The organism is Corynebacterium sp. HMSC059E07 (assembly GCF_001814395.1).
GTDB classification, from domain to species: domain Bacteria; phylum Actinomycetota; class Actinomycetes; order Mycobacteriales; family Mycobacteriaceae; genus Corynebacterium; species Corynebacterium hesseae.
Window position 1 is genome coordinate 1 of sequence record NZ_KV816336.1, and the last position, 24,950, is coordinate 24,950.

At 60.7% G+C, this 24,950-nt stretch carries 20 protein-coding genes; 9 read left to right on the plus strand and 11 right to left on the minus strand.

Annotation, left to right across the window (positions count from 1 at the left end; translation table 11 throughout):
- Nucleotides 1-614: IS3 family transposase (locus HMPREF2967_RS12900; RefSeq protein ID WP_118854846.1), on the plus strand; the 614-nt coding region annotated here is incomplete at its 5' end.
- Between the two features lie 125 nt (nucleotides 615-739).
- On the opposite strand, the gene HMPREF2967_RS11380 is transcribed toward HMPREF2967_RS12900, so the two are convergent.
- The gene (locus HMPREF2967_RS11380) at nucleotides 740-1,978 is read right to left on the minus strand and encodes an MFS transporter (protein WP_046647863.1); all 1,239 of its coding nucleotides are present in this window, start codon (nucleotides 1,976-1,978) and stop codon (nucleotides 740-742) included.
- Between the two features lie 246 nt (nucleotides 1,979-2,224).
- On the opposite strand from HMPREF2967_RS11380, the gene HMPREF2967_RS11385 reads away from it, so the two are divergent.
- The 4 genes from HMPREF2967_RS11385 to nagE all read left to right on the plus strand — a co-directional run bounded on the left by HMPREF2967_RS11385 (nucleotide 2,225) and on the right by nagE (nucleotide 7,418).
- Nucleotides 2,225-3,103 (plus strand): alpha/beta hydrolase family protein, encoded by an 879-nt coding sequence (locus HMPREF2967_RS11385; protein WP_070686561.1) that lies wholly within the window; start codon nucleotides 2,225-2,227, stop codon nucleotides 3,101-3,103.
- Nucleotides 3,104-3,280: 177 nt separating this feature from the next.
- Entirely contained in the window at nucleotides 3,281-4,438 is a 1,158-nt protein-coding gene (locus HMPREF2967_RS11390; protein WP_070686563.1) for an N-acetylglucosamine-6-phosphate deacetylase, read from the plus strand.
- Nucleotides 4,439-4,457: 19 nt separating this feature from the next.
- The gene (gene nagB / locus HMPREF2967_RS11395) at nucleotides 4,458-5,237 is read left to right on the plus strand and encodes a glucosamine-6-phosphate deaminase (protein ID WP_046647861.1); all 780 of its coding nucleotides are present in this window, start codon (nucleotides 4,458-4,460) and stop codon (nucleotides 5,235-5,237) included.
- 42 nt (nucleotides 5,238-5,279) lie between these two features.
- Complete coding sequence (gene nagE, locus HMPREF2967_RS11400) at nucleotides 5,280-7,418, plus strand: N-acetylglucosamine-specific PTS transporter subunit IIBC (RefSeq protein ID WP_070686565.1); 2,139 nt, start codon at nucleotides 5,280-5,282, stop codon at nucleotides 7,416-7,418.
- 32 nt (nucleotides 7,419-7,450) lie between these two features.
- On the opposite strand, the gene HMPREF2967_RS11405 is transcribed toward nagE, so the two are convergent.
- Nucleotides 7,451-9,109: an acyl-CoA synthetase gene (locus tag HMPREF2967_RS11405; protein WP_070686567.1), complete on the minus strand. Its 1,659-nt coding sequence runs from the start codon at nucleotides 9,107-9,109 to the stop codon at nucleotides 7,451-7,453.
- Between the two features lie 169 nt (nucleotides 9,110-9,278).
- On the opposite strand from HMPREF2967_RS11405, the gene HMPREF2967_RS11410 reads away from it, so the two are divergent.
- From HMPREF2967_RS11410 to HMPREF2967_RS11420, 3 genes are all read left to right on the plus strand, one after another.
- On the plus strand, nucleotides 9,279-10,094 hold the full coding sequence (locus HMPREF2967_RS11410; protein ID WP_070563564.1) for a GDSL-type esterase/lipase family protein: 816 nt from the start codon (nucleotides 9,279-9,281) through the stop codon (nucleotides 10,092-10,094).
- 63 nt (nucleotides 10,095-10,157) lie between these two features.
- A complete protein-coding gene (locus HMPREF2967_RS11415) occupies nucleotides 10,158-11,309 on the plus strand; it encodes an S-(hydroxymethyl)mycothiol dehydrogenase (protein WP_070596609.1) in 1,152 nt (383 codons plus the stop codon).
- Nucleotides 11,310-11,945, plus strand: coding sequence for an MBL fold metallo-hydrolase (locus tag HMPREF2967_RS11420; RefSeq protein ID WP_070563569.1), 636 nt, complete (start codon nucleotides 11,310-11,312; stop codon nucleotides 11,943-11,945).
- A 28-nt stretch (nucleotides 11,946-11,973) separates the two neighbouring features.
- Here HMPREF2967_RS11420 and HMPREF2967_RS11425 read toward each other — a convergent pair whose 3' ends face one another.
- The 9 genes from HMPREF2967_RS11425 to HMPREF2967_RS11465 all read right to left on the minus strand — a co-directional run bounded on the left by HMPREF2967_RS11425 (nucleotide 11,974) and on the right by HMPREF2967_RS11465 (nucleotide 22,800).
- The gene (locus HMPREF2967_RS11425; protein WP_070686569.1) at nucleotides 11,974-12,768 is read right to left on the minus strand and encodes a cytochrome c biogenesis CcdA family protein; all 795 of its coding nucleotides are present in this window, start codon (nucleotides 12,766-12,768) and stop codon (nucleotides 11,974-11,976) included.
- 81 nt (nucleotides 12,769-12,849) lie between these two features.
- A complete protein-coding gene (locus HMPREF2967_RS11430) occupies nucleotides 12,850-13,719 on the minus strand; it encodes a DsbA family protein (protein ID WP_154761895.1) in 870 nt (289 codons plus the stop codon).
- 176 nt (nucleotides 13,720-13,895) lie between these two features.
- Complete coding sequence (gene rfbA / locus HMPREF2967_RS11435; protein WP_070521249.1) at nucleotides 13,896-14,762, minus strand: glucose-1-phosphate thymidylyltransferase RfbA; 867 nt, start codon at nucleotides 14,760-14,762, stop codon at nucleotides 13,896-13,898.
- 124 nt (nucleotides 14,763-14,886) lie between these two features.
- Complete coding sequence (locus HMPREF2967_RS11440; protein WP_070624589.1) at nucleotides 14,887-16,320, minus strand: ATP-binding protein; 1,434 nt, start codon at nucleotides 16,318-16,320, stop codon at nucleotides 14,887-14,889.
- A 78-nt stretch (nucleotides 16,321-16,398) separates the two neighbouring features.
- A complete protein-coding gene (locus tag HMPREF2967_RS11445; RefSeq protein WP_070686571.1) occupies nucleotides 16,399-17,763 on the minus strand; it encodes a sugar nucleotide-binding protein in 1,365 nt (454 codons plus the stop codon).
- A gap of 6 nt (nucleotides 17,764-17,769) precedes the next feature.
- Nucleotides 17,770-18,774, minus strand: a complete 1,005-nt coding sequence (gene rfbB / locus HMPREF2967_RS11450) for a dTDP-glucose 4,6-dehydratase (RefSeq protein ID WP_070686572.1) — start codon at nucleotides 18,772-18,774, stop codon at nucleotides 17,770-17,772.
- Nucleotides 18,775-18,806: 32 nt separating this feature from the next.
- Entirely contained in the window at nucleotides 18,807-20,165 is a 1,359-nt protein-coding gene (locus tag HMPREF2967_RS11455) for a M1 family metallopeptidase (RefSeq protein WP_070624586.1), read from the minus strand.
- 80 nt (nucleotides 20,166-20,245) lie between these two features.
- A complete protein-coding gene (locus HMPREF2967_RS11460) occupies nucleotides 20,246-21,325 on the minus strand; it encodes an alpha/beta hydrolase (protein WP_070686574.1) in 1,080 nt (359 codons plus the stop codon).
- 38 nt (nucleotides 21,326-21,363) lie between these two features.
- Complete coding sequence (locus HMPREF2967_RS11465; RefSeq protein ID WP_070686576.1) at nucleotides 21,364-22,800, minus strand: alpha/beta hydrolase; 1,437 nt, start codon at nucleotides 22,798-22,800, stop codon at nucleotides 21,364-21,366.
- Nucleotides 22,801-23,447: 647 nt separating this feature from the next.
- Here HMPREF2967_RS11465 and lpdA point away from each other — a divergent pair.
- Nucleotides 23,448-24,860, plus strand: coding sequence for a dihydrolipoyl dehydrogenase (lpdA, locus tag HMPREF2967_RS11470; RefSeq protein ID WP_070561525.1), 1,413 nt, complete (start codon nucleotides 23,448-23,450; stop codon nucleotides 24,858-24,860).
- Nucleotides 24,861-24,950 lie beyond the last annotated feature (90 nt).

Here is a 24,950-nt window from a genome sequence, read left to right on the forward strand (position 1 = left end):
TGGGGCTGAAAGGCTTTACTAAACGCCGTCGATGCATCACCACCAGACGAAAGTTTGGCCACCGAGTCATGCCAGACTTAGTAGGCCGCAGATTCACCGCTGATAGGCCGAACCACGTCTATGTAGGCGATATCACCTACCTGCCGTGTAAGGGCGGCAAGAACATGTACCTGGCCACGGTCATCGACGTCTACTCGCGCAAGCTCGTCGGCCATGCACTCGCCGATCACATGCGGGTATCGCTGGTTATCGAAGCTTTATCTCATGCAAGGAAAGTCCGCGGAAGCCTGAAAGGGGCAATTTTCCATTCTGATCACGGCAGTGTGTACACCTCACAAGCATTTAGGGACCACTGCACCCAGCTTGGTGTTCGCCAATCCATGGGAGCGGTGGGAACGAGTGCCGATAATGCCCTGGCAGAATCGTTTAACGCCACTCTAAAGCGTGAAGTTCTGCGTGATTGGAAAGTCTTTGACAATCCCATCAGCTGCCGCCAAGAAGTCTTCCGATGGTGCATGCGCTACAACACCCGTAGACGACACTCCTGGTGCAATCTTCTAGCCCCCGATGACTTCGAAGCACTCACATCAGCTACACTGACCCAAGCAGCATAGCTAACCCCCGACGTGTCTACTTTCCGGGGGTCAGGCCCCTCACCACACCGCTACCATTTCAGTCTTCTGAACACACCGGTACCAAAAACTCGCATCTGACAGTAGATTTACTACAGAATTGAATGCTATTTGTTGTCGTAGTCTTGGTCACCGGAGGCACCGTACATGGTGGTCTTCAGAATTGGCCCCAGAGTGAGGATAGAGGTGCCAAACCCTGATACGACAAGGGCCGCAGCTGGGCCGATGGCACTTACAACAGGTGCCCCGATGATGTATCCAATAAGCATTGCGGAGCTGTTAATTGAACCCATCGTAGAAAGGGCTTTGGGTTTCACTTCATCAGGTACGGATCCGACAACGATTATGCGTAGTGCGGCCACCTGAGCAGCATTGCAGACTCCGCCCAGGAGGAAACATGGGATGCAGAGCCACAATGAGGGAAATAGTCCAGGTAAAGCTATGAAACACCCCATAGCGAATCCTGCCCCGGCCAGGACTTTCCCAGCGTTCTGTGAGTGAAGGCGAGCTGAAAGCCGTGCGCCAAAGATGCGGCCCACGATAAATGCTTGGGCAATGATGGCATATAACGTACCGCTGACGTGGAGGGTCTGTGTCGCATAGAAGACAAGCGAAACGTTGAAAATCGAGGTGCAGATAATTGCTCCCCAAATGCTGGTTAACGCGGACCGAGCGCTTCTATTCTTCAGCAAAAGGGAAGGTGCTTCGAGGACCTTCTGGAGAAAACTCGGTGAAGAATCTTTGGTTTCTGAATGAAGCAGTGTTTTCGGGGGCGAGGATTTATAAAGGAAATAAAAAGCAAGTAGCGAGACTCCAACGGCGCAAGCTTCAACGAAGAGCGCTGTCTGCAGGTTTCTTTGGTCCAGTAGTAATCCACCTAGAGGTGGTCCAAGGAATCCACTGCCAAGTCGGGCTGTGTCCAAGAGGGAGAAGGCTTTCGCCTGCTGTCCTTCGCCGACCTGAGAGTCAGCGATGGTGAAAATGGATGGAATTGACAGTCCGCTTAAGCATGCGGTGACGAGATTTCCGACAATGAGGATCAATGGCTCTGGATAGGCTGCCATTGATAACAGGCCCAGAAGATCTAAGAAGAGTGCAGCAAGCGCAATGTGATAGCTGTTGAATTTGTTGAAGAGTGGGGCCAGAAAGGGGACTGCAAAAACTTGAGCGCAAGTACCCGAGATGAAGATGCTTGCCACCAACAGTTCGCCTTTGTTGAGTTCGGCGAAGTGGAGTGAAATCGAGAGGCTGGTCATTGACCCGCACACTGACAATAAAAAATATGTGGCGGTCAAGGTGTAGATAGATGAAAGTCCTTCGTCACCACTGTTTCTAGGGGGATGCATTTAGGCTGCAACTGTTTCGTTGCCCTGGCCGCTGAACGGACCTGAACCTCCTACTGTGACTACTTCGGAAAGCGTTTCGGAGGTAAGCATTATTTCTCCCATATGTGATGACGATTACATACAACAAGGTAATGATGTGAGTCTCTCATTTCAAGGGCGTAGCGGAGGCAGCTCTTGCACTGTGTACAGGAAAAAGTAGTGCTAGCGCTAGTGACCTTCGCTCTCGTGCGAAACACAATAAAGAGCATGAAAAAGCTTGTGGTTGGCATTACTGCCGTGGTGGCCGTGATTGTGGTGGCGTTTGTCGGGTTTGTGGGATTCATGCAGTGGGTGGACGCAGACAGCGTGACCGGTGATGATGGCGTGGCCGCCGGATACAGCGCTGAGACAGGTGGTCCGCTGGAAGCGTCGTTTGCGGGCGAGGGGCCGCACGAGGTCGACGTGCGGCGTGATGGCGACGTGACCATCGCGGCACCGACAGGCGCGGGACCGTTTCCGGCGGTGGTCATGGCTAACGGCACGAACACGCCGTTGAGCAGCTACCTGCCCGTGGCGGAGCACCTGGCTAGTTGGGGCTTCGTGGTCGTCGGCGATGAGACTCCCCACACAGGTACAGGGGAGAATGTCGTGCACTTGATTGAGCGCTTGCCGGAACTGGATTCTCGTGCGGACCGATCACGGGTCGGTATTTTCGGACACTCACAAGGCGGTGCGGGCGCTATCAACGCAGCGTCCCACACGGAGGTAGCAGCTGTGTATGCGGCGAGCCCGGCCTCCCACAAAGTGGCACAGTCCAATGACTGGGACTACACCACCGCGGGCGTCGAGGCACCGCTGTTCTTGATGACGAGCGATGGCCGTTCAGACCGCTGGCTTGTCAGCCCGTGGTCAGACTTGGAGGAGAGCTTTGAATCAGCTGGTGGTCCGGCAATCATTGCCCGCCGCCTGGGCGCGGACCACAAGGACGTTTTAGAGTTCGGGGACGGCTATGCCACCGCGTGGTTCCGCTACATTCTGGCTGATGATCCTGATGCGCGAGACGTGTTCGTTGGCACCTCACCAGCGGGTGCCGGTGAGCTAGCGAGCAACGCGCTTTGGGACCGAGTGGCCACCCGCGGCTGGTAGCTCACCGGGCCTTTCGACATTCCACGCGGTGCACCTAACGCGCTAAAAGTCACCTGCGCTCACGCACCCCCTTAGGAGGAAGTGTGGTTCACAAAAATTGGTAGCCCTGATAAATTTCAAGTGAATTGTCAACCGGGCTGCGCCACGTCAGCCCGTACAAGCGGGACCGAATGAACCATGCAGACAAAGGAGAAAGGCCACGTCGAGGGCCTCTATATTGATGAAAACTTCGAGCTGCGCGCTGGGGCCGTCACGTTCGGGGAGAGTATTGAGGGCATAGCGCTTGGCGACGTCCCCCAAGCCGAGGCTGCCTGGCGCGCCGGGGACCCGGATGCGTTGCTGTGGGTGCCCGGCTTCGTGGACCTGCACAACCACGGCGGCAACGGCGGGGGATTCCCCAACGGCGACTACGAGCAGTGCCTAGCCGCCGCCCGCTTCCACCGCGCGCACGGCACCACGACGTTGCTGGCCAGCTTGGTCTCCGGCACGCAAGAAGAGCTCTGCGCCCGGGCGGAGCTTTTGGCCCAGCTGGCAGAGGAAGGTGAAATCGCCGGCATCCACATGGAGGGCCCCTTCATCGCGGCGGCCAAGTGCGGCGCACAGGACCCATCGCGCATCGTGCCCGGTGACCCGGACTTCTTCCGTGCAGTCATCGCCGCGGCCCGCGGCCACCTGCGTTCGATTACCTTCGCGCCGGAAACGGAGAACGTCGACAAGCTGCTCGACGTCTGCGCGGAGCGTGGCATCATCGCCAGCCTGGGCCACACCGAGGCCGATTATGACACCACGCTGAGCGTTATCGCCAAGGCTAAGGAGCTCGGCCTGACCGTGACCGGAACGCACCTCTTTAATGGCATGCCTTCTATTCACCACCGCGCGCCGGGCCCGGTAGCGGCCTTGCTCACCGCAGCGAAGGCGGGGGATGTGTCCGTCGAGCTCATCGCAGATGGTGTGCATCTTGTCGACGGCGCCGTGGACATGGCTCACAGTCACCGCGCCTTCGCCATCACTGATGCCATGGCGGCGGCCGGCATGGCCGATGGTGACTATGAGCTGGGTTCGCTGCCTGTCACCGTGAGCGGGGGAGTCGCGCGCGTGCCCAGCGGCGCCATCGCGGGCGGCACCTCTACCTTGTCCCAGCAATTCGCCAGCTTCGCCGCGCGCCACGGCCTCGGGGAAGCAGTTCGTTTTACCTCCACTACAGCCGCGGATGTGCTGGGGGAAGCGAATCTAGGCCGAATCGCGGTTGGCGCGCGCGCCAACCTGGTTGGCCTTAACTCTCACTACCAACCGGTGCGCGTCATCGTTGACGGCGCGGACATCCCACTCTCTTAAACACACAGGAAGGCATCTCATGGAAATCCTCATCCGCTCCACGCCGGCCGAAGTGGCCGTGGAGGCCGCTGACATCTTCGCGCACTACGCCAACGCCGGCGCCACCTTGGGCCTGGCCACAGGCTCGACCCCGGTAGCAATGTACAAGGAGCTCATTACGCGCCATGAGCGCGGCGAGGTGAGCTTTGCCCGCAGCCGCGCATTCCTGCTCGATGAATACATCGGGCTGGAGCGTACCCACGAGCAGTCCTACTATTCCACCATCCGCCGCGAATTCACCAGCCACGTGGATTTCGATGATGACCTGGTAAAAAGCCCCGCTGGTGACTCCGATGACCCCGCCACCGCCGCGGCCACCTATGACAAAGCCATCCGTGATGCCGGCGGCGTGGACATCCAGCTGCTGGGCATCGGGGCCAACGGGCACGTCGGCTTCAACGAGCCGTCGAGTTCCCTGCAATCGCGCACCCGCATCAAGACGCTGCACCCGCAAACCGTGCAGGATAATGCCCGCTTCTTTGACAACGAAGACGAGGTCCCGCGCCACGTGCTGACCCAAGGATTGGGCACCATCAGTGAGGCCCGCCACCTGCTCTTGTTGGCCACTGGCAGCAACAAGGCCAGCGCGGTCCACGCCATGGTGGAAGGCCCGCTCTCCGCGCACTGCCCCGCGTCGATCCTGCAGTGGCACCAGCGTGCCACGGTGATCCTCGATGAAGCCGCCGCCTCCCAGCTGGAGGACCGCGAGTACTACGTTTTCGCGGACAAGCACCGTCCGCACCGCCCACTCTTTTCCTAAAAACTCCATCTAATTCCTTACTAGTGTGAAAGGACTCCTCGCATGAAAATCGATGTCATGGGGCCGCTGCAGCGGCTCGGAAAAGCCCTCATGGGCGCTGTGGCGGTGCTGCCCGTCGCGGCGATCCTCAGTGGTGTTGGCTACTGGATCTCCAGCGCGGCTGGCCCGGATAACCTCGCCGCCCAGCTGCTGATCAGCTCCGGCGATGCAGTGCTGGCCAACCTGGGCTGGATCTTCGCTATCGCCATTGCCTTCGGCCTGGCCAAGGATTCCAACGGTGCCGCAGCACTCTCTGGCTTCCTGGCCTTCGCCACGTTTATGAAACTGCTCGGCCCGGAGGCCGTGGCAGGCTACCGCGGCATCGACGACCCCACCGCGCTGACCGGCGATGAAGCCCTGGAATGGGCCTCGGAAGGCTGGAACGCCGTAGGCGGTGGCAACGTCCTCTTCGGCATCCTCGCCGGCGTCATGGCGGCCTGGGTATATAACCGCTTCCACGGCACCAAGCTGCCGGACTTCCTGGCCTTCTTCTCAGGCCGGCGCCTCGTACCGATTCTTACCGCCGTCATCGCCATAGTGATTTCCGGCATCCTCTACTTCGTGTGGCCGTTCATCTACAACGCGCTTTTTAACTTCGGTACCTCCATCCAGGGCCTAGGCGCGGCGGGCGCCGGCATCTACGGCGTGGCCAACCGCCTGCTCATCCCGACTGGCCTGCACCACGCGCTGAACTCTGTCTTCTGGTTCGACGTCATCGGTATCAATGACATCGGCAACTTCCAGGCCGGTCAAAAGACCATCGAGGCAGCCGCGGCCGCCACCTCCGCAGCTGACTGCCCGGGCATTTGGGCCAACGGCCAGTGCACGGTCGAGGGTGTCGTCGGCCGCTACCAGGCGGGCTTCTTCCCGGTCATGATGTTCGGCCTGCCGGGCGCGGCACTTGCCATGTACCTGCGAGCGGATAAGAGCAAGCGCAAGGTCGTTGGTTCCCTGATGGCCGCTGGTGCCCTAGCCTCCTTCTTCACCGGCGTGACTGAGCCGCTGGAGTTCTCCTTCATGTTCGTTGCTCCGCTGCTCTACGTGGTGCACGCGCTGCTGATGGGCCTGTCCGTCTTCATCGCTTCCGCCATGGAGTGGACCGCCGGCTTCGGTTTCTCGGCCGGTTTCGTGGACATGTTGCTCTCCTCGCAGAACCCGCTGGCTAATAAGTGGTACATGCTGCTGGTCATGGGCGTGGGCTTCTTCGCCCTGTACTTCGTCATCTTCTACTTCCTTATCGGCTGGCTCAACCTCAAGACCCCGGGCCGTGGTGAGGATGATGCGGTAGCAGACCCCATGGAGGATTCCGCCACCGGCGATGACAAGACTGCTCGTGATGCCGCGCGCATCATCGAGGGCCTCGGCGGCAAGGACAACATTGACTCACTGGACTACTGCACCACGCGCCTGCGCGTGGGCGTGAAGGAGCGCGCGCTTGTCGACGACTCCGTGATCAAACGCGCCGCCGTCTCCGGCGTCATACACCCCTCGGAGAAGAGCGTCCAGGTCATCGTGGGCCCGGCCGTGCAATTCATGTATGACGAGGTCAGCCACCAGCTGCGCCACGGTTCTCCGGTCCTCGCCACGGCGGGTGCTGCGAGCGCTGCAGGTGCTGGAGCTAGCGCCGCTTCCGCTCAGCGCGTCAGCGGTAATACCGCTGGTGGTGATGCCGTTGACGTGGATGTGCGTGCCCCGTTCGCCGGTGACGTCGTCGCGCTCTCCCAGGTCCCGGATGCGTCCTTTGCACAGGGCATGGTGGGCGAAGGCTTCGCTGTGATGCCCGATGCCGTCGATGCCTTCGACGTCTGCGCCCCGGTAGACGGCACCATCACCATGGTCTTCAAGACCCGCCACGCCTTCGGCATGAAGACCGCGGATGGACTGGACCTGCTCATTCACATCGGCATCGACACCGTGGAGCTCAAGGGCGAAGGCTTCACGGCCCTGGCCAAGAAGGGCGATACAGTCACCGCCGGCACACCGATCATCGCGGTGGAGGCGCAGAAGCTGCGCGAGCGCGGCGTCAACCTCATTACCCCGGTGGTGTGCCCGACGGCCAAGCAGGTCGCCGGAGTCGACATCGCTCGCGAGGGCCATGCCCAGCCAGGTGAGGTAGCTGCAACCGTCAAGCGCAGCAGCTAACCTAACCCGGCCCATCGCAGGGGGGCGATGGGCTAGTCGGTGCCGTGCAGCAGGCGCGGCACCACCTTGCCCGTGGCATTGCGCGGCAGCTTGTCCAGGAAGTGGACATCGCGCGGCACGGAGTGGTCGGCGAGGTTCTCGCGGACCCAGGCGCGGATGGCGTCGGCAGTCACGGCGTTGCCGAGGGCGTCCCGCGTAGTCACCGCCCACACGGCGATGCGCTGGAAGGTGGTTTCATCCTCCACGCCGCCGGCATGCACCTCCGCGATGCCCGGCATGGCCTCGAGCACCTCCGTCACCGACTGCGGGTGCACGTTCTCGCCGCCGACGATGATCATGTCATCCGCGCGGCCCACCACATGCAGGTAGCCCTCGGGGTCGATATAGCCCAAGTCCCCGATGGAGATGAGACCATCAACCTTGTTGAGCGGGATATTTGGGTTGGTATAGCCAATGAGCGCGGTGGAGTTGGTCAGGTAGATCTCACCGACCTCGCCGCGCGGAACCTCGTTGCCCTCCTCATCGAGGATGCGCAGCTTTGTACCGGAGGCAATCTTGCCGCCGATGGTGGGATCCTTGGCCACCTCTTCCATGCTGGCCGTCGATGCCAGCGCTAGCTCCGTGGAGCCATAGACATTGCAGAGAATCGGGCCGAAGCGCTCGTGGGTTTCTTTGACGATCTCCGGGGTGAGCGCATGCCCGGCGGAGGCAATGAACTTCAAGCTCGAGGTATCAAAGGCCGAATCCGGGTCAACCTCAACCATCTGGCGGAAGAAGACAGGGGAGGAAAGCAGACCATCGAGCTGGTAGCGCTGGATATCATCGAGTGCGGCCGCCGGGTCAAAGACGCGGCGGGTGACGATGGTATTGCGCAGGCCCAACGCGATGTTGAGGCAGGCCCAGCCCCACGTGTGGAAGATGGAGGCGGTCATCTGCACCTTCTGGTCCCCGCGCCACGGCACCGCATCCACGATGGAGGCAACCACCACCGGCAGCGTCGGCTCTGGACGCATAATTCCCTTGGGGATGCCCGTGGTGCCGGAGGACATCAGCACGATATGCCCGTGCTTGGGCCAAGTGGGAAGCTTGTGCTTCTCGACGTCCCGCGGATTCTCCACGATCTTGCGCAGCGTTGCCGCTTGCGCCAGCTCGGTAGGGATCTCTTTACCGGACTCGTGGCCAATCACCACGTGCAGGCCAGCAATGGTGCTAGAGCTGTCGAGGCGGTCGATGAATTCATCATCGATAACGAGCACGTTGATGCGGTTTTCCTCGATGCACCCGGCGAGCTGCTCGGGGGAGGAACCGACGTTGAGCAAAAAGATGTGTGCCCCCGCATAACCCTTGGCGGCCAGCGGGGTGATGATGCCGCGGCCATTGCGGGCCATCACGCCGAGGCGAATCTCCTCCAGCCCCAATGACAGCAGCCAGCGCGCGAAGGTCTGGGATTCTTCGCGCAGCTGGCGGTAGGTGAGGGCCCCGTCGTCGTCGATAAGCGCCAAGCGTTCCGGGCAGGTCATGTATGCCTGCTCTACTTCGCGGGCGGTGGTGAAGCGGTAACGCGCGAGGACCGGCGCGGTCAGGGCCACCGCCCGTGGCCCGCCGGCGGGGCTAATGAGGCCGGCGCGGAAGAGCGAAGGGATAAAGCGCGCGAGGGCAGCGGCGTGGAAGGTTACATCAGAAAGCTTCATAAGGTTCTCATCGAGGGGAGGGGAGAAGAGGTTACGGAGACGGCGGACTCGCCACAATTAAAACTACAAACTGTTAAAGGTGTTGCTATTGTTACATAAGCTTAGACCGTCAACGTAGTCTATTATGGTTTCGGTCTAGAACATACTCTTTCGGAAGGACATTAGTCACGTGAAGTCTACTCAGCGCATCGCTGCTCTCTGCGCCTCCCTCCTCGTGGCGGTAGGCCTGTCCCAAGCTCCGCAGGCAGTTGCCGGCGAGCGAAACCTCGTCGCCTTTGGTGATTCCGTGCTGGCGGATCCGCAACTTGATACCTACCTGGCCTCTCGGGTGGGCTCTTCTCAGCGCAACCCGAGCCTGAACTGCCCGTCTGGCAATAACTACGCCAAGCGCACCGCCGCCAAGCTGGGTATGCCGGTGGCGGACTTCTCCTGCTCTGGTGCTGTGTCCATGTCCCAGGGCCCGCAGGTGAACGCGCAGATCGACGATGCCATTCGCCGCGGCGCGCTCAGCGGGGATACGCAGCGCGTGCTCTTCTCCAGCGGTTTCAACGACACGTACAACAACGCCGGGCTTTCCGACGGTGACCTGCGCGCCCGCTGGGTCGGCGCCAACGCGCCGCTGATTCACAAGATCCGCGCGGCGGCCCCCAACGCCCGCATTCAGATTGTGGGCTACCCGACCATCGGCTCGGGCGACCGCTACTGCCTCCTCCACTTTGGCCCGAAGCCGGCCGACGCCACGGCCCTGCCGATGGTGCAGCGTTATGAAAACGTCGCGCAGTGGATGCAGGTGGATTTAGCGCGTGCCACCGGAGTTGAGTTTGTGGACATGAAGCCGATGACCTGGGATCGCGGTATGTGTGCCGATGCCGACAAGCGCCTGTGGGCGGGTCTGGTGGACTTCTCCGCGGGGCCGGGCAACCTGCCGCTGCATATTAATGCTCGCGGTCACGAGTTTGTGGCCAACCACCTCGCTAGCTTCTAGAGGGATTTGAATCTTGTTGGGCCCGGGCGACGCCGCCCGGGCCTTTCGCGTACCCTCGCGGACATGGCTGTTAATGAAAACGTAAATGAAAATAACTCCCAGCAAGGTCCGGAGGTTGTCCGCGGCGTGATTGCGCGCGCGAAGGGCGAGCCCGTCGAGACCGTCAACATCGTCGTGCCCGCCCCGGGCGAGCACGATGTCGTGGTCAAGATTCAGGCCTGCGGTGTCTGCCACACCGACCTGGCTTACCGCGATGGCGATATTGAGGATGCCTTCCCCTTCCTGCTCGGGCACGAGGCTGCGGGCGTCGTCGAGCGCGTGGGCGATGCCGTCACCCACGTTGAGGTCGGGGACTTCGTGGTCCTGAACTGGCGCGCGGTGTGCGGCGAGTGCCGCGCTTGCAAGAAGGGCGAGCCGAAGTACTGCTTCAACACCCACAACGCCTCCGCGAAGATGACGCTCGCGGACGGGGATAAGGATGCCGGCACTGAGCTCAGCCCGGCGCTCGGCATCGGCTCCTTCGCCGAGAAGACCCTGGTCCACGAAGGCCAGTGCACCAAGGTCAACCCGGAGGCGGATCCGGCCGCCGCGGGCCTGCTGGGCTGTGGCGTGATGGCCGGTTTGGGCGCTGCGGTGAATACCGCGGACGTCAAGCGCGGCGAGTCCGTCGCGGTCTTCGGCTGCGGTGGCGTGGGCATGGCGGCCATCGCCGGCGCGGCGTTGGCTGGTGCCTCCAAGGTCATCGCCGTGGACCTGGACCCGGACAAGCTGGAGCTGGCTAAGAAGTTCGGTGCTACCCACACGGTTGCGGCGAAGGACAAGTCCGAAGAAGAGGTCATCGAGGCCGTCCGCGAGCTCACCGAGGGCTTCGGCACCGACGTAGCCATTGATGCCGTGGGTATTCCCGTTACCACCCGCCAGGCCTTCTACTCCCGCGACCTGGCCGGCCGCATGGTCATGGTGGGCGTGCCGAACCTCACCAGCCGCTTCGACGTCCCGGCCATCGACTTCTTCGGCCGCGGCGGTTCACTCAAGTCCTCCTGGTATGGCGATTGCCTGCCGGAGCGTGACTTCCCCATGTACGTCGACCTCTCCTTGCAGGGCCGCTTCCCGCTCAAGGATTTCGTGACCGAGCGCATTGGTCTCGACGACGTGGAAGAGGCCTTCGCTACCATGAAGGCCGGCAAGGTACTTCGATCCGTAGTGGAGCTGTAAATGATCATTGAACAGTTTGTAACTTCAGGAAAGTTCCGCCTCGACGGCGGCGAGTGGGACGTGGACAATAACGTCTACATCCTGGCCGCAGGTAACGCTACTAGCGACGCCGAGTGCTACATCATCGATCCTTCCCACGACGCGGAGCGCGTCATCGAAGAGGTGGGCCAGCGTACGGTCAAGGGAGTTATTCTCACCCACGCGCACAACGACCACTGCGAGCTCGCTCCCCAGGTGGCTGAACACTTCGATGTGTCCATCTACTTGCACCCGGATGACCGCCCCCTGTGGGAGGAAACGCACGAGGACGCGACCTTCGTTCCGCTGGAGGATAACCAGCTCTTTACCGTGGGCGATAGCGACTTCGTGGTCTTCCACACGCCGGGCCACTCGCCGGGATGCGTGGTGCTCTACATCGCGGATGAGGCCACACTTCTGTCGGGCGATACTCTCTTCAACGGCGGGCCCGGCGCCACCGGCCGCAAGTACTCCGACTTCGATGTCATCATCGAGTCCCTGCGCAATCGCGTGCTGAACCTCCCGCCGGAGACCCGCGTCCTGCCGGGCCACGGCGATGAGACCACTATTGGTGCTGAGGCGGCGCGCATCGATGAGTACGTCGCGCGCGGCTACTAACTCTTAAACCTTGGCCTAGAGCTTAGCTCTAGGCCGGCGTGCGGGAGGCCTTTACTCCTGCCACCACCGTGGCGGCGAGTGAAAGTCCGAACCAGACCCACGCATCCGCCACGCCCGCGCTGAAGGCGCGGGCTTTTTCTTGCACTGCGAACTGTGCATCCGTGCTTAAGACCGCGGGTAGTGTTGCGCTGCCGTAGCTCAAGATAAACAGCACGCCGATGAGCACGAAGAATGCGCCCGATACGAGGGAGAGGGTATTCGTGCGCACGGGGCCCAGAGTGACTTCGCGTCCGCGAAGCCACGACCACGAACCCACATCGAGGCGCTCCCACAGCGCGGCCAGCACAAAGAGCGGTGCGGCCATGCCCGCGGCATAGGCCACCATGATGAGCCCGCCGTAGAGCGCGCTGCCGGATGCGGCGGCCGTAGTGAGGACAGCTCCTAGGAGCGGGCCCGCGCAGAAGCCGGCGAAGCCATAGACCGCGCCGAGCAGAAACACCTTGCCCCGTGCTTTGCCGGACAGGGCATCCATGCCGGGGATGCGGAAGCCACCGCCCAGGGCGGTAAATATTCCCAGCGCAATGATGATCCAGCCCGCCACCGTGATGACCTGGCTACGATACTGCGCCAGCACGGCGGCCAAGCCCATGCCGATGGGTACGAGCGTGGTGCACAGACCCAAAAAGAAGACCAAGGTCTTGAACAGCAGCTGGCGCTGCGAATCGAAGGCATAGGCAAAGAAGGCCGGCACTAACAGCGCTGAACAGGGGCTGATCAAGGTCAGCACGCCGGCGATGACGGCGCCAAAGATTCCGATGCTCACAGGCTTACCCCCACTGCATAACCGCCCAATAAGGCAGTCAAGATAACCAGCGCGATGAAGACCCACACGATCAACGGTGGTTTAGACATTGGCCGCCTTTCCCAGCTGCTCTTGGATGATCTGTTCAAAAGCCTCGGGCGGCTGCGCGCCACCAACGAACTGATCTCCGACCACGAAGGCCGGGGTGCCCGTAATGCCGATCTGGGAGGCATAGCGGGTGGCCGTTTCAACGACCTCAGTGTAGGTATCATCCGTGGCCTGCTGGCGGAACTTATCCAGGTCCGCAACGCCCGCCTTCTTGGCAAACTTCATGAAGTCCTCGATGCCGAATTCCGGGTGGCCACTGATGTCCTTGCTGGCGGCATAGAGCTCGTGCTTGAACTCCTGGAACTTACCCTGTGCCGCGGCCGCGCGCCCAGCCTTGGCGGCCTCGATGGCGGCGGGGCCGTTCACAGGGTAGTCATTCCACTCGATGCGCACCAGGCCCTTTTCCACGTACTTCTTAAGGATATCCGGTTCGGTGACATTAGCGTGGCGGGAGCAGAACGGGCACTCGAAATCGGAGAACTCCGAAATCACCACGGGTGCATCCACCGCACCCACGGCGAAAGGATCGTTCTCCTTCTTGCGGTGTACCACCGTGATATCCCCAGACATGGTGTCACCGCCGGGCCCGAACATCATCGGGTCACCCTTCCCATCGGAGAACTTCGTGCCGGGCGTGGCCTTGGCGGCATCCTTCGCCAGGTCTTCGGCTGTCGCCGTGCTCGTTGCGGTCTCCTGCGCTGCGGGAGTGCTTTCATCGCTGGAGGAAGTGCGCTCCGCCAGCAGGAAGCCAATGATGACGGCCAAAATAACAACGATCACCAACAGTCCCCATGCCACGGGGCTGATGGTGGATAGCGCTGATTTCTTCGAATCACTGGTGGGGCGAGAGGATGAACTAGGCATGCGATTACCTTAACGCGTTTAGGCCCGTTTGGGTGAGGCGGCTCCTGATACAGGGCGGGGATGCTTAAGGACGTCCTGACACAAGGAGGGGAGGCTTAAGCACGTACGGATCGATCAAATAAGGCCTCAGATCCCGTTGGTTTTCGGACCTTATTTGATCGATATGTACCTCGGTCTCAGCCCTCTTGGGCAGCGGCGAGAAGATAACGGCCATAGCCGGACTTCAGGAGGGGCTCTGCCAGCTCCGTGAGCGCCGCGGCATCGATGAAGCCTTCCGCAAAGGCTGCGACCTCCGGCGAACCAATGACGGTGCCGGTACGCTTCTGCATCACCTCGACGTAGGCCGAAGCCTCACTCATGGAGTCCACCGTGCCGGTATCTAGCCAGACATCACCGCGCTGCATGCGCTTGACGCGCAGCCGCCCGCGGCGCAGGTACTCCTCATTGACGGCGGTGATCTCTAGTTCCCCGCGCGCGCTGGGCGTGATGGACTTGGCAATCTCCACCACGGAATTGTCATAGAAGTACAAGCCCACCACAGCGTGGTTGGACTTTGGCGCGGCGGGCTTTTCCTCGATGGACAGGGCTTGACCGGAGTCATCAAAGTCCACAACGCCATAGCGCTGCGGATCGGAGACCTCGTAGGCAAAGATGATGCCGCCGTCTGGGCGGTGGCATTCGTTCAGCGCGGTGGAGAAGCCGTGGCCGTCAAAGATGTTGTCACCCAGGACAAGGGCCACGTCATCCTCGGCGATGAAGTCTTCGGCGATGAGGAAGGCCTGGGCCAAGCCTTCGGGGCGCGGCTGCACCGCATAGTGCAGCATGAGGCCGAGCTGGGAGCCATCGCCAAGCAGGCGTTGGAAGGCGGCCTGGTCTTCTGGAGTGGTGATGATGAGGATCTCGCGTATGCCGGCCTGGATCAGGGTGGTCAGGGGGTAGTAGACCATCGGCTTGTCATAGATGGGCATGAGCTGCTTCGAGATGCCCTTGGTGATGGGGTAGAGGCGGGTTCCAGAACCGCCTGCGAGAATGATGCCCTTCATGGGCTTTAAGCTTATCGGAGGGGTCTCGCGCTGGGGTGCGGCGGCGCGGGCTGGCGAACATAACACTTAACTTCCCACTTAACATAACACGTGGGAAGTTAAGTGTTATGTTGAGTGTTATGCTCTATTTGCGCAGCCTGTAGCGCTGCTTAGGGCTGCGTCCGGGTTCAGTCTTTTCGGCGATGTTATCGCGGATGAGCTCATTAAGCGCTTTCTGTACCGCTGTCCGGCTGAGCTTTGTAGCCTCAACTAATTCGGTTGTAGATACGGACGGGCTGCCGTGGAGTAGGTGTTCCACATGGTCACGTGCGGTGCCATAGCGTTCCTGGGTGGCTACCCTGCGGCGGTGGAAGATGATGGTGAAGCTGTCGAGCCGGTTGATAATTTCCGGTTTGGGCATGAGTGCGTCAGCTAAGGCCTGATGGATGGTGGCGATGCCCGTGCCGCGGTTCTCTGCGGCGACGCCGCCTTCCGGTAGGGGAATGTCCTCTAGGAACGTGGCAAGGCGTTGATTGCGGGTAGAGCTGACACCAGCTTCTCCAAGATTTCGGAGCGTAACCCCGCCATATAGGCCTCCCGGATTGGTGATTTCCAAACGATCGACGAACATGTTGATTTGCACCTGACTGCCGCGAGCAGTCGGGGAGTAGTCACGGTGCATGAGCGCATTGACTAGTGCTTCACGAACAGCGACCAGTGGATAATCCGGAAGTGCGGTCCGGGACTTGTCGCCGATAAAGCCAGCGGTGCGCATGTTCTTCTTTACGATGTCGATGCCTTCGCTCACCAGCTCCGGAATCGTACCGTGAAGCGTGGCGCTGTCGAGAAGGCGGACACCCGTGGTGACATCACCTTTCGATGTTCCGGGAAAGAGCGCGAAGGTAACCGTTAATCGGGGGAAGAACTCCTGCGGGTAGTCTCCCATGACAAGAAGTGAGGCCAGCGTGGGGTGGCCGTCCTTGAGAATTCGCAGGCGTTTGAGGGCTGTGTCCTGTCCATTCGCAAAAGTCTTGGGGCGGCGCTCTTTCTGCACTTGGAGGAAGCCGTCAAGAGCGGCACCCTCGATGTCCTCCAGCGTGGCATCTGGGATGGCATCTTCATCCCAGGTCGGTTGCGTGTGCTCTTCAACGAGTCGATTTACTTCGTACTGGGACAGGCGCGTATCACCATCGCCGGTGCGAATATAGCTCCCTTTGTACAGCCCCCTTTCGGCCACATAGCAGGGCTTATCGCGCGCGGGAAGCTCGTCGATCTCTGCGACGAGTATGTTGCTGCTTTCAAATTCGATGATGTCGATTTGCGGGCGGACCGGCGGGATGAGCTGTTGGCAGCGAGTCTCCAATTGGTCTTGGGCAGTAGAGGCAGAGAACTTCTTAACTGGGGTGAAGCCGTCCTGCTCTGAAAGGCCGATGATGAGCGTCCCGCCGTCCCCGTTTGCGAAGGCACTGAGCGTGGAAAGTACTTCCTTGCTGACGGAAGATTTTACCTCTACGGATTGCTTGTCGCTGCCGATAACTCGCAGCTGTGCAATTAACTCATCAAGCTCAGAAGGGGTCATGAGCAGGCCTTTCTCTCTACATGCCACTCAACATAACACATAACATAACACGTGGGAAGCTAAGTGTTATGTTGAGTGTTATGCCGGGTAAAGTCCCAGGTAGAGCGCCAAAGCGGCCCGCCAATTCATAGGTTTAAAGCCGGTGGCTTCAATCTTGGACAGGTCGAAGGTGGACTCCTTCGGGCGGGGTGCTTCGGGCCCGGCAATCTCGCGGTACTGCTCGGTGCTCACCGGCGTGACATCCGCAGGGTCTTGGCCCACGCCGGTGAAGACGGCCATGGCGATCTCATCGCGGCCCACCACATCACCGGAGTTGGAGATGTTGTAGACGCCGTACTCAGCTTCGGTCTTGAGCAGGTGGATGATGCCCTTGGCCAGGTCCTCGGCAAAGGTGGGGCGCCCGCGCTGATCGTGGATGACGGAGGGCTTGACCCCCTTATTCGCCAGCGAGCGCATCGTGGACATGAAGTTGGCGCCATCGCCGAAGACCCACGAGGTGCGGATGACATAGTGGCGCGGGGCGGTCTGCGCGGCGGTATCGCCCGCGGCTTTCGACGCCCCATAGGCCGACAGCGGGGAAGGCAGTTCTTCCTCGGAGTGGACCTCGTTAGAGCCATCGAAGATGTAGTCGCTAGACACGTGTGCCAAGGTCAGGTTATTCTCCGCCGCAATGCGTGCGAGCTTCGCCGGTGCGGAAGCGTTGACCGGCCAGGCCGCGGCGCGATTGTCCTCCGCGCCGTTGACATCGTTGTACGCTGCGCAGTTGATGATGGCGGAGTACTGCTTCCACGGGCGTGCAGGCGGGTTGGTGATATCGAAATCCTCGTGCCCACAGAACTCCACAGCACCCAAGCCAGCAGAAGGCAGGAATTTCTGTAGGGCGCGGCCCAGTTGCCCGTTGGCCCCGGTGACCAGGATGCGGCGAGAGGGCATGGGGGAGACGTCGGCAAGCGCGGGGTGCTCCTTGTCCTTGTCGGAGATCTCCGTTGGTTCCAGCGGCCAGTCCACCATGTCCAGGTTGACGCAGGTGTATTCCGCATCCGGGGACCAGTGGTCATTGACCAGGTAGGAGTAGGCGCAGGCCTCCAGCGCCTGGAAACCGTTGGCCACGCCGCGCGGCACAAAGACCGCCACGTCCTCGCGCAGCTCGTGGGTCACCAGCTGGCCAAAGGTGGCAGAGCCCTCGCGCAGATCGCACCACGCGCCGAAGGCCCGGCCGGAGGCCACGGAGACCAGCTTGTCCCAGGGCTCCGCATGCAGCCCGCGCGTAACCCCCTTCTCCGCATTGAAGGAGACGTTGTTCTGCACCGGCTGAAAGTCCGGTAGACCGGACGCCACCATCTTTTCGCGCTGCCAGTTCTCCTTGAACCAGCCACGGTTATCCCCGTGGACGTCGAGCTCCACAATGAGCAGGCCCTCGATGGCCGTTGACTGCACCTTCATGGCTATTTATTGTCCTTGCTTCGCGTAGTTGGCTTCGACTTCTTCCTTGCCCGCGCGCCACCACTCCTCGTGGGTGCGGTACCACTCAATGGTGGCGGCCAGGCCTTCTCGCAGATCCGTGTAGCGCGGGGCCCAGCCCAGCTCGCGGCGCAGCTTGCTGGCATCCATGGCGTAGCGCTGGTCATGGCCCGGGCGGTCCGCCACGTGCTCGAAACGCGCCCGGCCATTGTCCGTCGCGCCCATGAGCTCACAAATCATCTCGATGACCTGGCGGTTATTCGTATCCTCCTGGTCGGCGCCGATGTTATAGGTCTCCCCGATGCGCCCGCGGTCCAGGATCGCGAGCACCGCCTCGTTGTGGTCATCCACGTGAATCCAATCGCGCACCTGCTCGCCGGTGCCATAAAGCTTGGCGGGCTGGCCTAGAAGCAGGTTGGTGATTTGCCGCGGAATGAATTTTTCAATGTGCTGGTAGGGGCCATAATTATTGGAGCAATTCGAAATGGTTGCCCGCAGCCCAAAACTGCGCACCCACGCGCGCACCAGGTGATCCGAACCAGCCTTCGTGGCCGAATAGGGCGAAGACGGGTTATAGGGAGTTTCCTCCGTGAAGTAGGTATCGGCGCCGATCTCCAGGTCCCCGAAGACCTCATCGGTGGAGACATGATGGAGGCGCACATCGTGGCGGCGGCAGGCCTCCAGCAGCACAAAGGTACCCATGATGTTGGTGTGGAGGAAAGGTGAAGGATCCCGCAGGGAGTTGTCATTGTGGGATTCCGCCGCGAAGTGCACCACGGCATCGGCCTGGGCCACGAGCTTGTCGACGACCCCCTCATCCGCCACGTCCCCCACCACGAGCTCGGCGTCCACGCCGTCGAGGTTGGCGCGGTTGCCCGCGTAGGTGAGCTTATCCAGGACGGTGATCTCCACCTCCGGGCGCTGCTGGGCCACGAGCCGCACGAAGTTTGCACCAATAAAGCCGGCGCCGCCGGTAACAAGCAGTCTGCGCATGGTCTCCCAGTTTAGAGCATGGCAGCGCAGTATTAAGCCGGGAACTGAGGCAGCGCCTCGTGGTTGAGCCATTCATCCAGAAGTGCGTCCACGGCAGAGGGATCAACAGCCACCGCACGCAGACGGCTGATCAGGTCGTCCGGGGTCACAGTGGAATGCTGCGCGGCGGAGAGGTACTCACGGACTGTGAGGAAGAAGAGCTCATCGCCCAACAGACGGCGCAGCGCGTGGACGGTCAGAGCGCCGCGCTTGTAGACGCGGTCATCAAACATATCGCGCGTACCAGGATCACTGAGCACGATGTCCTGCTTCTTGCGGGCCAGCACCTGATAGTGCGAGCGCGCCGATTCATGTGCTGGGCGGCCATGCGCATGCTCGAACCACAGCCACTCGCAGTAGCAGGCGAAACCTTCGTTGAGCCAGATATCCTTCCACTCCGAAAGGCCCACAGAGTTGCCGAACCACTGGTGGGAGAGCTCGTGCGCGATGAGCCGCTCGAAGACGTGATCACCCTTGACGTGGTTGGAGCCGAAGATGGACAAGCCCTGGGCTTCGAGTGGGATTTCCAGCTCATCGTCGGTGATGACTACTTGGTAGTCGGAGAAGGGGTAGTGGCCAAAGAGTGCGGAGTAGAAATCCACCATCTCCTGCTGCTGGGCAAATTCTTCGAGTACCACCTGCTTGAGGCGGGCCGGCGCCCACGCGCGGACGTTGGGGCCGAGGGGAATGTCGATGTATTCGCCGACCTGGACCGTGGCCAAATAGGTGGCCATAGGGTGCTTGACGCGGTAGTGCCAGCGCGTCATGGATCCGCCCGCGCGGCGGCGGGAGACCAGCTTGCCGTTGGAGATGACAACGAAAGGATCATCCGCGGTGATGCGAATATCGTAGGTGGCCTTTGCCGACGGGGTGTCATCACAGGGGAACCAGCTGGGCGCGCCGTTGGGCTGGCTGGCCACCAGCGAGCCTGACTCTGTTTCTTCCCACCCGATGTCACCCCACGGCGTGCGCAGCGGGCGGGGTGCTCCGCCATACCGAATGCAAACCTCAAACTCTTGGCCTTCGGCGATCAAGTCGGCGAAGTTGAGGCGCAGCTTTCCGCCGGACAGGCGGAATTTGGCCACGCGCGGCGCGTGCTTCGCCGTGATACGGCGAGCCACCATGGCGCCGCCGAGGTCGAGGGTGAGCTTGTCTAAGTCCTCCAGCGCACGAATATGGAGCACGGCTTCACCCTGGAGCAGGTTGGGCTCCACGCGGTAGGTCAGATCCAAGTCATAGTGGGTGACCTCGAAGCCGAGGTTGAAATCCACCCCCGTGTAGCTATCTCGAGTGAGTGCGGCGCGGTCGCGAGCGGCTGAGATATGCGAAAGGGCGGTGGATAGCAGCTTCATAATGCCGCTATCCTACCGCCCTTGTCCGGCTTGTCCGAAGCCAGGGGAGCGCGCACGGTGTGACGTGCGCGGCTTGCTGTTTAGGAGTTGAAGGCTTCCTCAAAGGTAGGCCAGGACTTCACTAGGTCCTCGCGCCAGCCCGGCCAGGAGTGCGTACCCACATTGCGGAAGTTGTAGTTTGCCGGAATGTTCTGCTGATCCAGCTTTGCCTTGAGCATGTGGGTGCAGTGGTTCACGGCCGCCTCGATGACGCCGCCTTCTACCTGCAGCTGCGCTGAGCCCAGATAAGCAGCCGCCGGGTTGTATCCCTTGTTGATGTAATAAGACGGGGTATCCTGCTCACCCGCGAAGCCCGATGCAGAGGAGATGTACAGCTTGGTGCCACGCAGCTTCTCGGAGTTCATCAGGGCATCGTTATAGCGGTTGTAGGCAGAGCCCATCGGGCCCCACATCTGCTCCGGCTGGCCGCCACCGCGGTTGACGGTGAGGCGCAGGAACTCATACTCGGTGGGGTAGGCGGTTGCGGCACAGCCGGCGAAGGAACCGACCGCGTCATAGAAGCCCTGATTGTGCTGGGCAAGCAGCAGCGAGGACGTCGCAGACATGGACATGCCGGCGATGGCGCGCTTATTGCTTGCGTTCAGACGCTCCTCCAGTGGGCCAGGAAGCTCCTTGGTCAGGAAGGTCTCCCACTTCTGCGGGCCCTTGAGGTACTTGCCGTTGGGCTCTTCCAGCCAGTCGGTGTAGTAGGAGAAGGCGCCTGCCTGCGGAACCACAACGTTGACGTCTTTGTCCGCGTAGAAATCCACGACATCGGACATGTACAGCCAGTCGGAATCCTGCTCGGCGGAACCAGCGCCGTTGAGCAGGTAGACCGTCGGGCGGTCCGGGTTCTTGGCCGGGATGACAGCCAGCGGAATGGTGCGGCCGTTCATCGCCGGCGACGTAGCCTCCAGCTTCAGAACGCGGGCGTCATCCTTGTAGTGGTCATACCACTTCTGGCTCTCCACCTCCGGGGTGACCTGCAGGTCCGAGATGGTGGATAGGGCAGTGTCACCCGCAACCTGCTGCGGGGTGATGGTGGCAGCACCTGCAACGGGGCTGACCAGCGCGGCTGCGCTGAGCGCGCCGGCGGCGAGGAGAGAGCTAAGACGCTTCATTACGTTCCTTATTCAACAATTGGTACGGCGAAAAGAGCTTACTGCTCGGTCACCGCAGGATCTTCTGGCAGGGAATCAGCGAGGCCTTCGGTGTCTGCTTCCGCCTCCGCCTTTTTCGCATCCTGACTATCGGCATCGGCGGCCTTTTCGTTAGCGTCCGAATCCGCATCTGCTGAATACGCAGTCGCTACCGGCTCGGCTGGATCAACGGGAAGGCCAAAGGCGCGTGCGTAGGTAGGCCAGGAGGAGTTGACGTCATCCAGCCAGCCCGGCCAGGAGTGGGTACCGGTGTTGCGCAGGTTAAAGACCGCGTCGACGCCCTCACGCTCCATCTTTGCCTTCAGGTCATGGGTGCAGGCGTTCATGGCTGCTTCGATTACGCCGCCCTCAACCACGAGGGTGGAGGAGGACTTGAAGGCCTGGGACGAGCCCAAGGCATCAATCTTGGACGAGCCCAAGTCAGTTGCCCCAGCCAAACCAGAGTTGGCGGAAACATAGACCTTGGAGTTGCCCATGTTGTTCTTCGTGGCGTTGATGAGGCCATCGTTGTAGCGGTTGTAGTCACCGCCCATTGGTCCCCACATCTGCTCGGTGCTTCCGCCACCGCGGTTCACCGTGAGTTGCGAGTAGAAGTTCGGCAGCGGCGTCGAGGTAGCAGCGCAACCGGAGTAGGAGCCGATGGCATCGTAGAAGTTCGGGTTGTGCTGAGCCAGCACCAGCGAGGAGGTTGCGGACATGGACATGCCGGCGATGCCGCGCTTGCCGTTGCCGTTAATGTGCTTCTCCAGCGGGCCAGGAAGCTCCTTGGTTAGGAAGGTCTCCCACTTCTGCGGGCCCTTGAGGTAGCTGCGGTCCGGGGTGGTCAGCCAGTCGGTGTAGTAGGAGAAAGCACCCGCCTGCGGGATGACAACGTTGACGTTACGGTTGGCGTAATAGTGAACGAGGTCTTGAGTCTTCTCCGTCTTCGGATCAAGATCCTTAGCCACGGTGGAGACAATCCAGTCCATGCCCTGCTCGGCGCCGCCGGCACCGTTGAGCAAGTAGAGGGTAGGGCGGGAAGCATCAAAGGTACCGTCCGGGGTGATCACTGCGAGGGGGACGTCGCGGTTATCCATTGCAGGAGCGGTGGCCTTGATGGTCTTAACGATGTGGCGATAATCCCAGTACTTGAAGACGTAGCCCATCCATTTTTTGTTGTCCGGGATTTTCTTGATGTCGACGTTCTTAAAGGTGACCTGCTTGTCGAAGGAAGCCTCATATTGCTCGCGGGACGGCGATGGGTTGCCGGCCTCATCCTTGGGCAGGTACTCCTCGAGTTCGGTGTAAAGGTCGAGCTCGGAAATATCGGACGGTGTAGCCTCACCGCTGATTTGATCCGGTTTAACGTCGGATGCGCTGGCGATAGGGGAAACGACGGCGCCGAGGGCTAAGGCGGAGGCCGCCGCAAGCGTCGTGAGAGAGCGCGCAATCTTCATGGAATCTCGCTTTCTAAGTGATGAGCGGAAGTGTAGGGGCAAGTTTAAAAGATGCTCCGGACAAACCACCCTTGACGTGGGCAAAAGCGCTGATAGATGGGTAATCCAGCACCCCCGAAGATAAGGGCAGTCAGACTAAACATACCAAGTTATAAAAGTGAATGGTGGTATTGAAGTGAAAACCGTGTCATAATCTTTCCGCGCCTATTCGTGGGCTATGTAACGCAACGGCCGTCTCCTTCGTTAGTGGGGCTAGGTACCGTGACCGCTTTTGGCGGCGACCGTCCTGCATCGCTGTGGCCTCGCTGGAGGGCGCCGCATGAAGCCGTACGCGCCGCTAGAACAACAACAGAAAGAAGAAGAATGAACTTTTTTGACACCATCCTCGTTTCCATCAACCAGGTGCTGGGCCAGATCGCTCACTCTGGCTCCTCCACCTCCTCGAAGGCTGCCTTGGACTGGGGCCTGTTCTAAATCATTTGTTGAGGGCTGTGCCCTCGTTTTCTTTCCCTTAATCCCCTTCTTGGGGGTTAAGGGTTTATTTTTGCCCGAAGGTGTTGAAAGCATCCTGACTGCTATGCGCTGTCCAGCGGGTGCAGGGCGGGGGTGGTGGGACAGCGAGCATAAAGTTACGTATCCTGTAGAACGTGACTAATGAACATTTTGACGTTGTAGTACTCGGCGCGGGCCCCGGCGGCTACGTGTCCGCCATCCGCGCTGCCCAGCTGGGCAAGAAGGTTGCCGTTATTGAGAAGCAGTACTGGGGCGGTGTCTGCCTCAACGTGGGCTGCATCCCCTCCAAGGCTCTTCTTAAGAATGCTGAGGTTGCACATACCTTCAACCATGAGGCTAAGGCCTTCGGTATTTCCGGCGATGTTTCCTTCGACTTCGGAGTTGCACACAAGCGCTCCCGCAAGGTGTCGGAGGGCATTGTCAAGGGTGTGCACTACCTGATGAAGAAGAACAAGATTACGGAGATCAATGGCTTGGGCTCCTTCAAGGACGCCAAGACCATCGAGATTACTGAGGGTGATGACAAGGGTAAGACCATTACCTTTGATAACTGCATTATCGCCACCGGCTCCGTCGTTCGTTCCCTTCCGGGCGTGGAAATCGGCGGCAACATCGTGTCCTTCGAGGAGCAGATCCTCAACGATGAGGCTCCGGATTCCATGGTGATCGTTGGCGCAGGCGCCATCGGCATGGAGTTTGCTTACGTTCTGGCCAACTACGGCGTGGACGTGACCATCGTGGAGTTCATGGACCGCGTCCTGCCGAACGAGGATAAGGATGTCTCCAAGGCCATCGCCAAGGAATACAAGAAGCTCGGCGTGAAGCTCCTGACCGGCTACAAGACCACCGCCATCAAGGACAATGGCGACAATGTCACCGTTGAGGTTGAGTCCAAGGACGGCTCCAAGACCGATACGCTGACTGTGGACCGCTGCATGGTCTCCATTGGCTTCGCCCCGCGTACCGAGGGCTTCGGCCTGGAGAACACCGGCGTTGAGCTCACCGAGCGCGGCGCCATTGCCATCGATGACTACATGCGCACCAACGTTGAGGGCATCTACGCCATTGGCGACGTCACCGCGAAGCTGCAGCTCGCACACGTGGCTGAGGCACAGGGTGTCGTGGCCGCTGAGGTCATCGCCGGCGCTGAGACCCAGCTGCTGGGTGACTACATGAATATGCCACGCGCCACCTTCTGCAACCCGCAGGTTGCCTCCTTCGGCTACACCGAGGAGCAGGCTCGTGAGAAGTTCGCTGACCGCGACATTAAGGTCGCTACCTTCCCATTCTCCGCTAACGGCAAGGCGGCCGGCCTGAATGAGACCGCGGGCTTCGTCAAGCTTATTGCTGACGGCGAATTCGGTGAGCTCATCGGCGGCCACATGGTGGGCTCCAACGTTTCCGAGCTGCTGCCGGAGCTGACCCTGGCGCAGCGCTTCGACCTCACCGCTGAGGAAATCGGACGCAACATTCATACTCACCCGACGCTGTCTGAGGCTATGAAGGAAGCTGCCGAGGGTATCGGCGGCCACATGATTAACCTCTAAGGCCAAGGCGAGAAGCCAAAACAAGAACGCTCCCCCTCAATCCCGGCAAAGGGATTGAGGGGGAGCGTTGGTTTTAGCGCCGTAACGCTA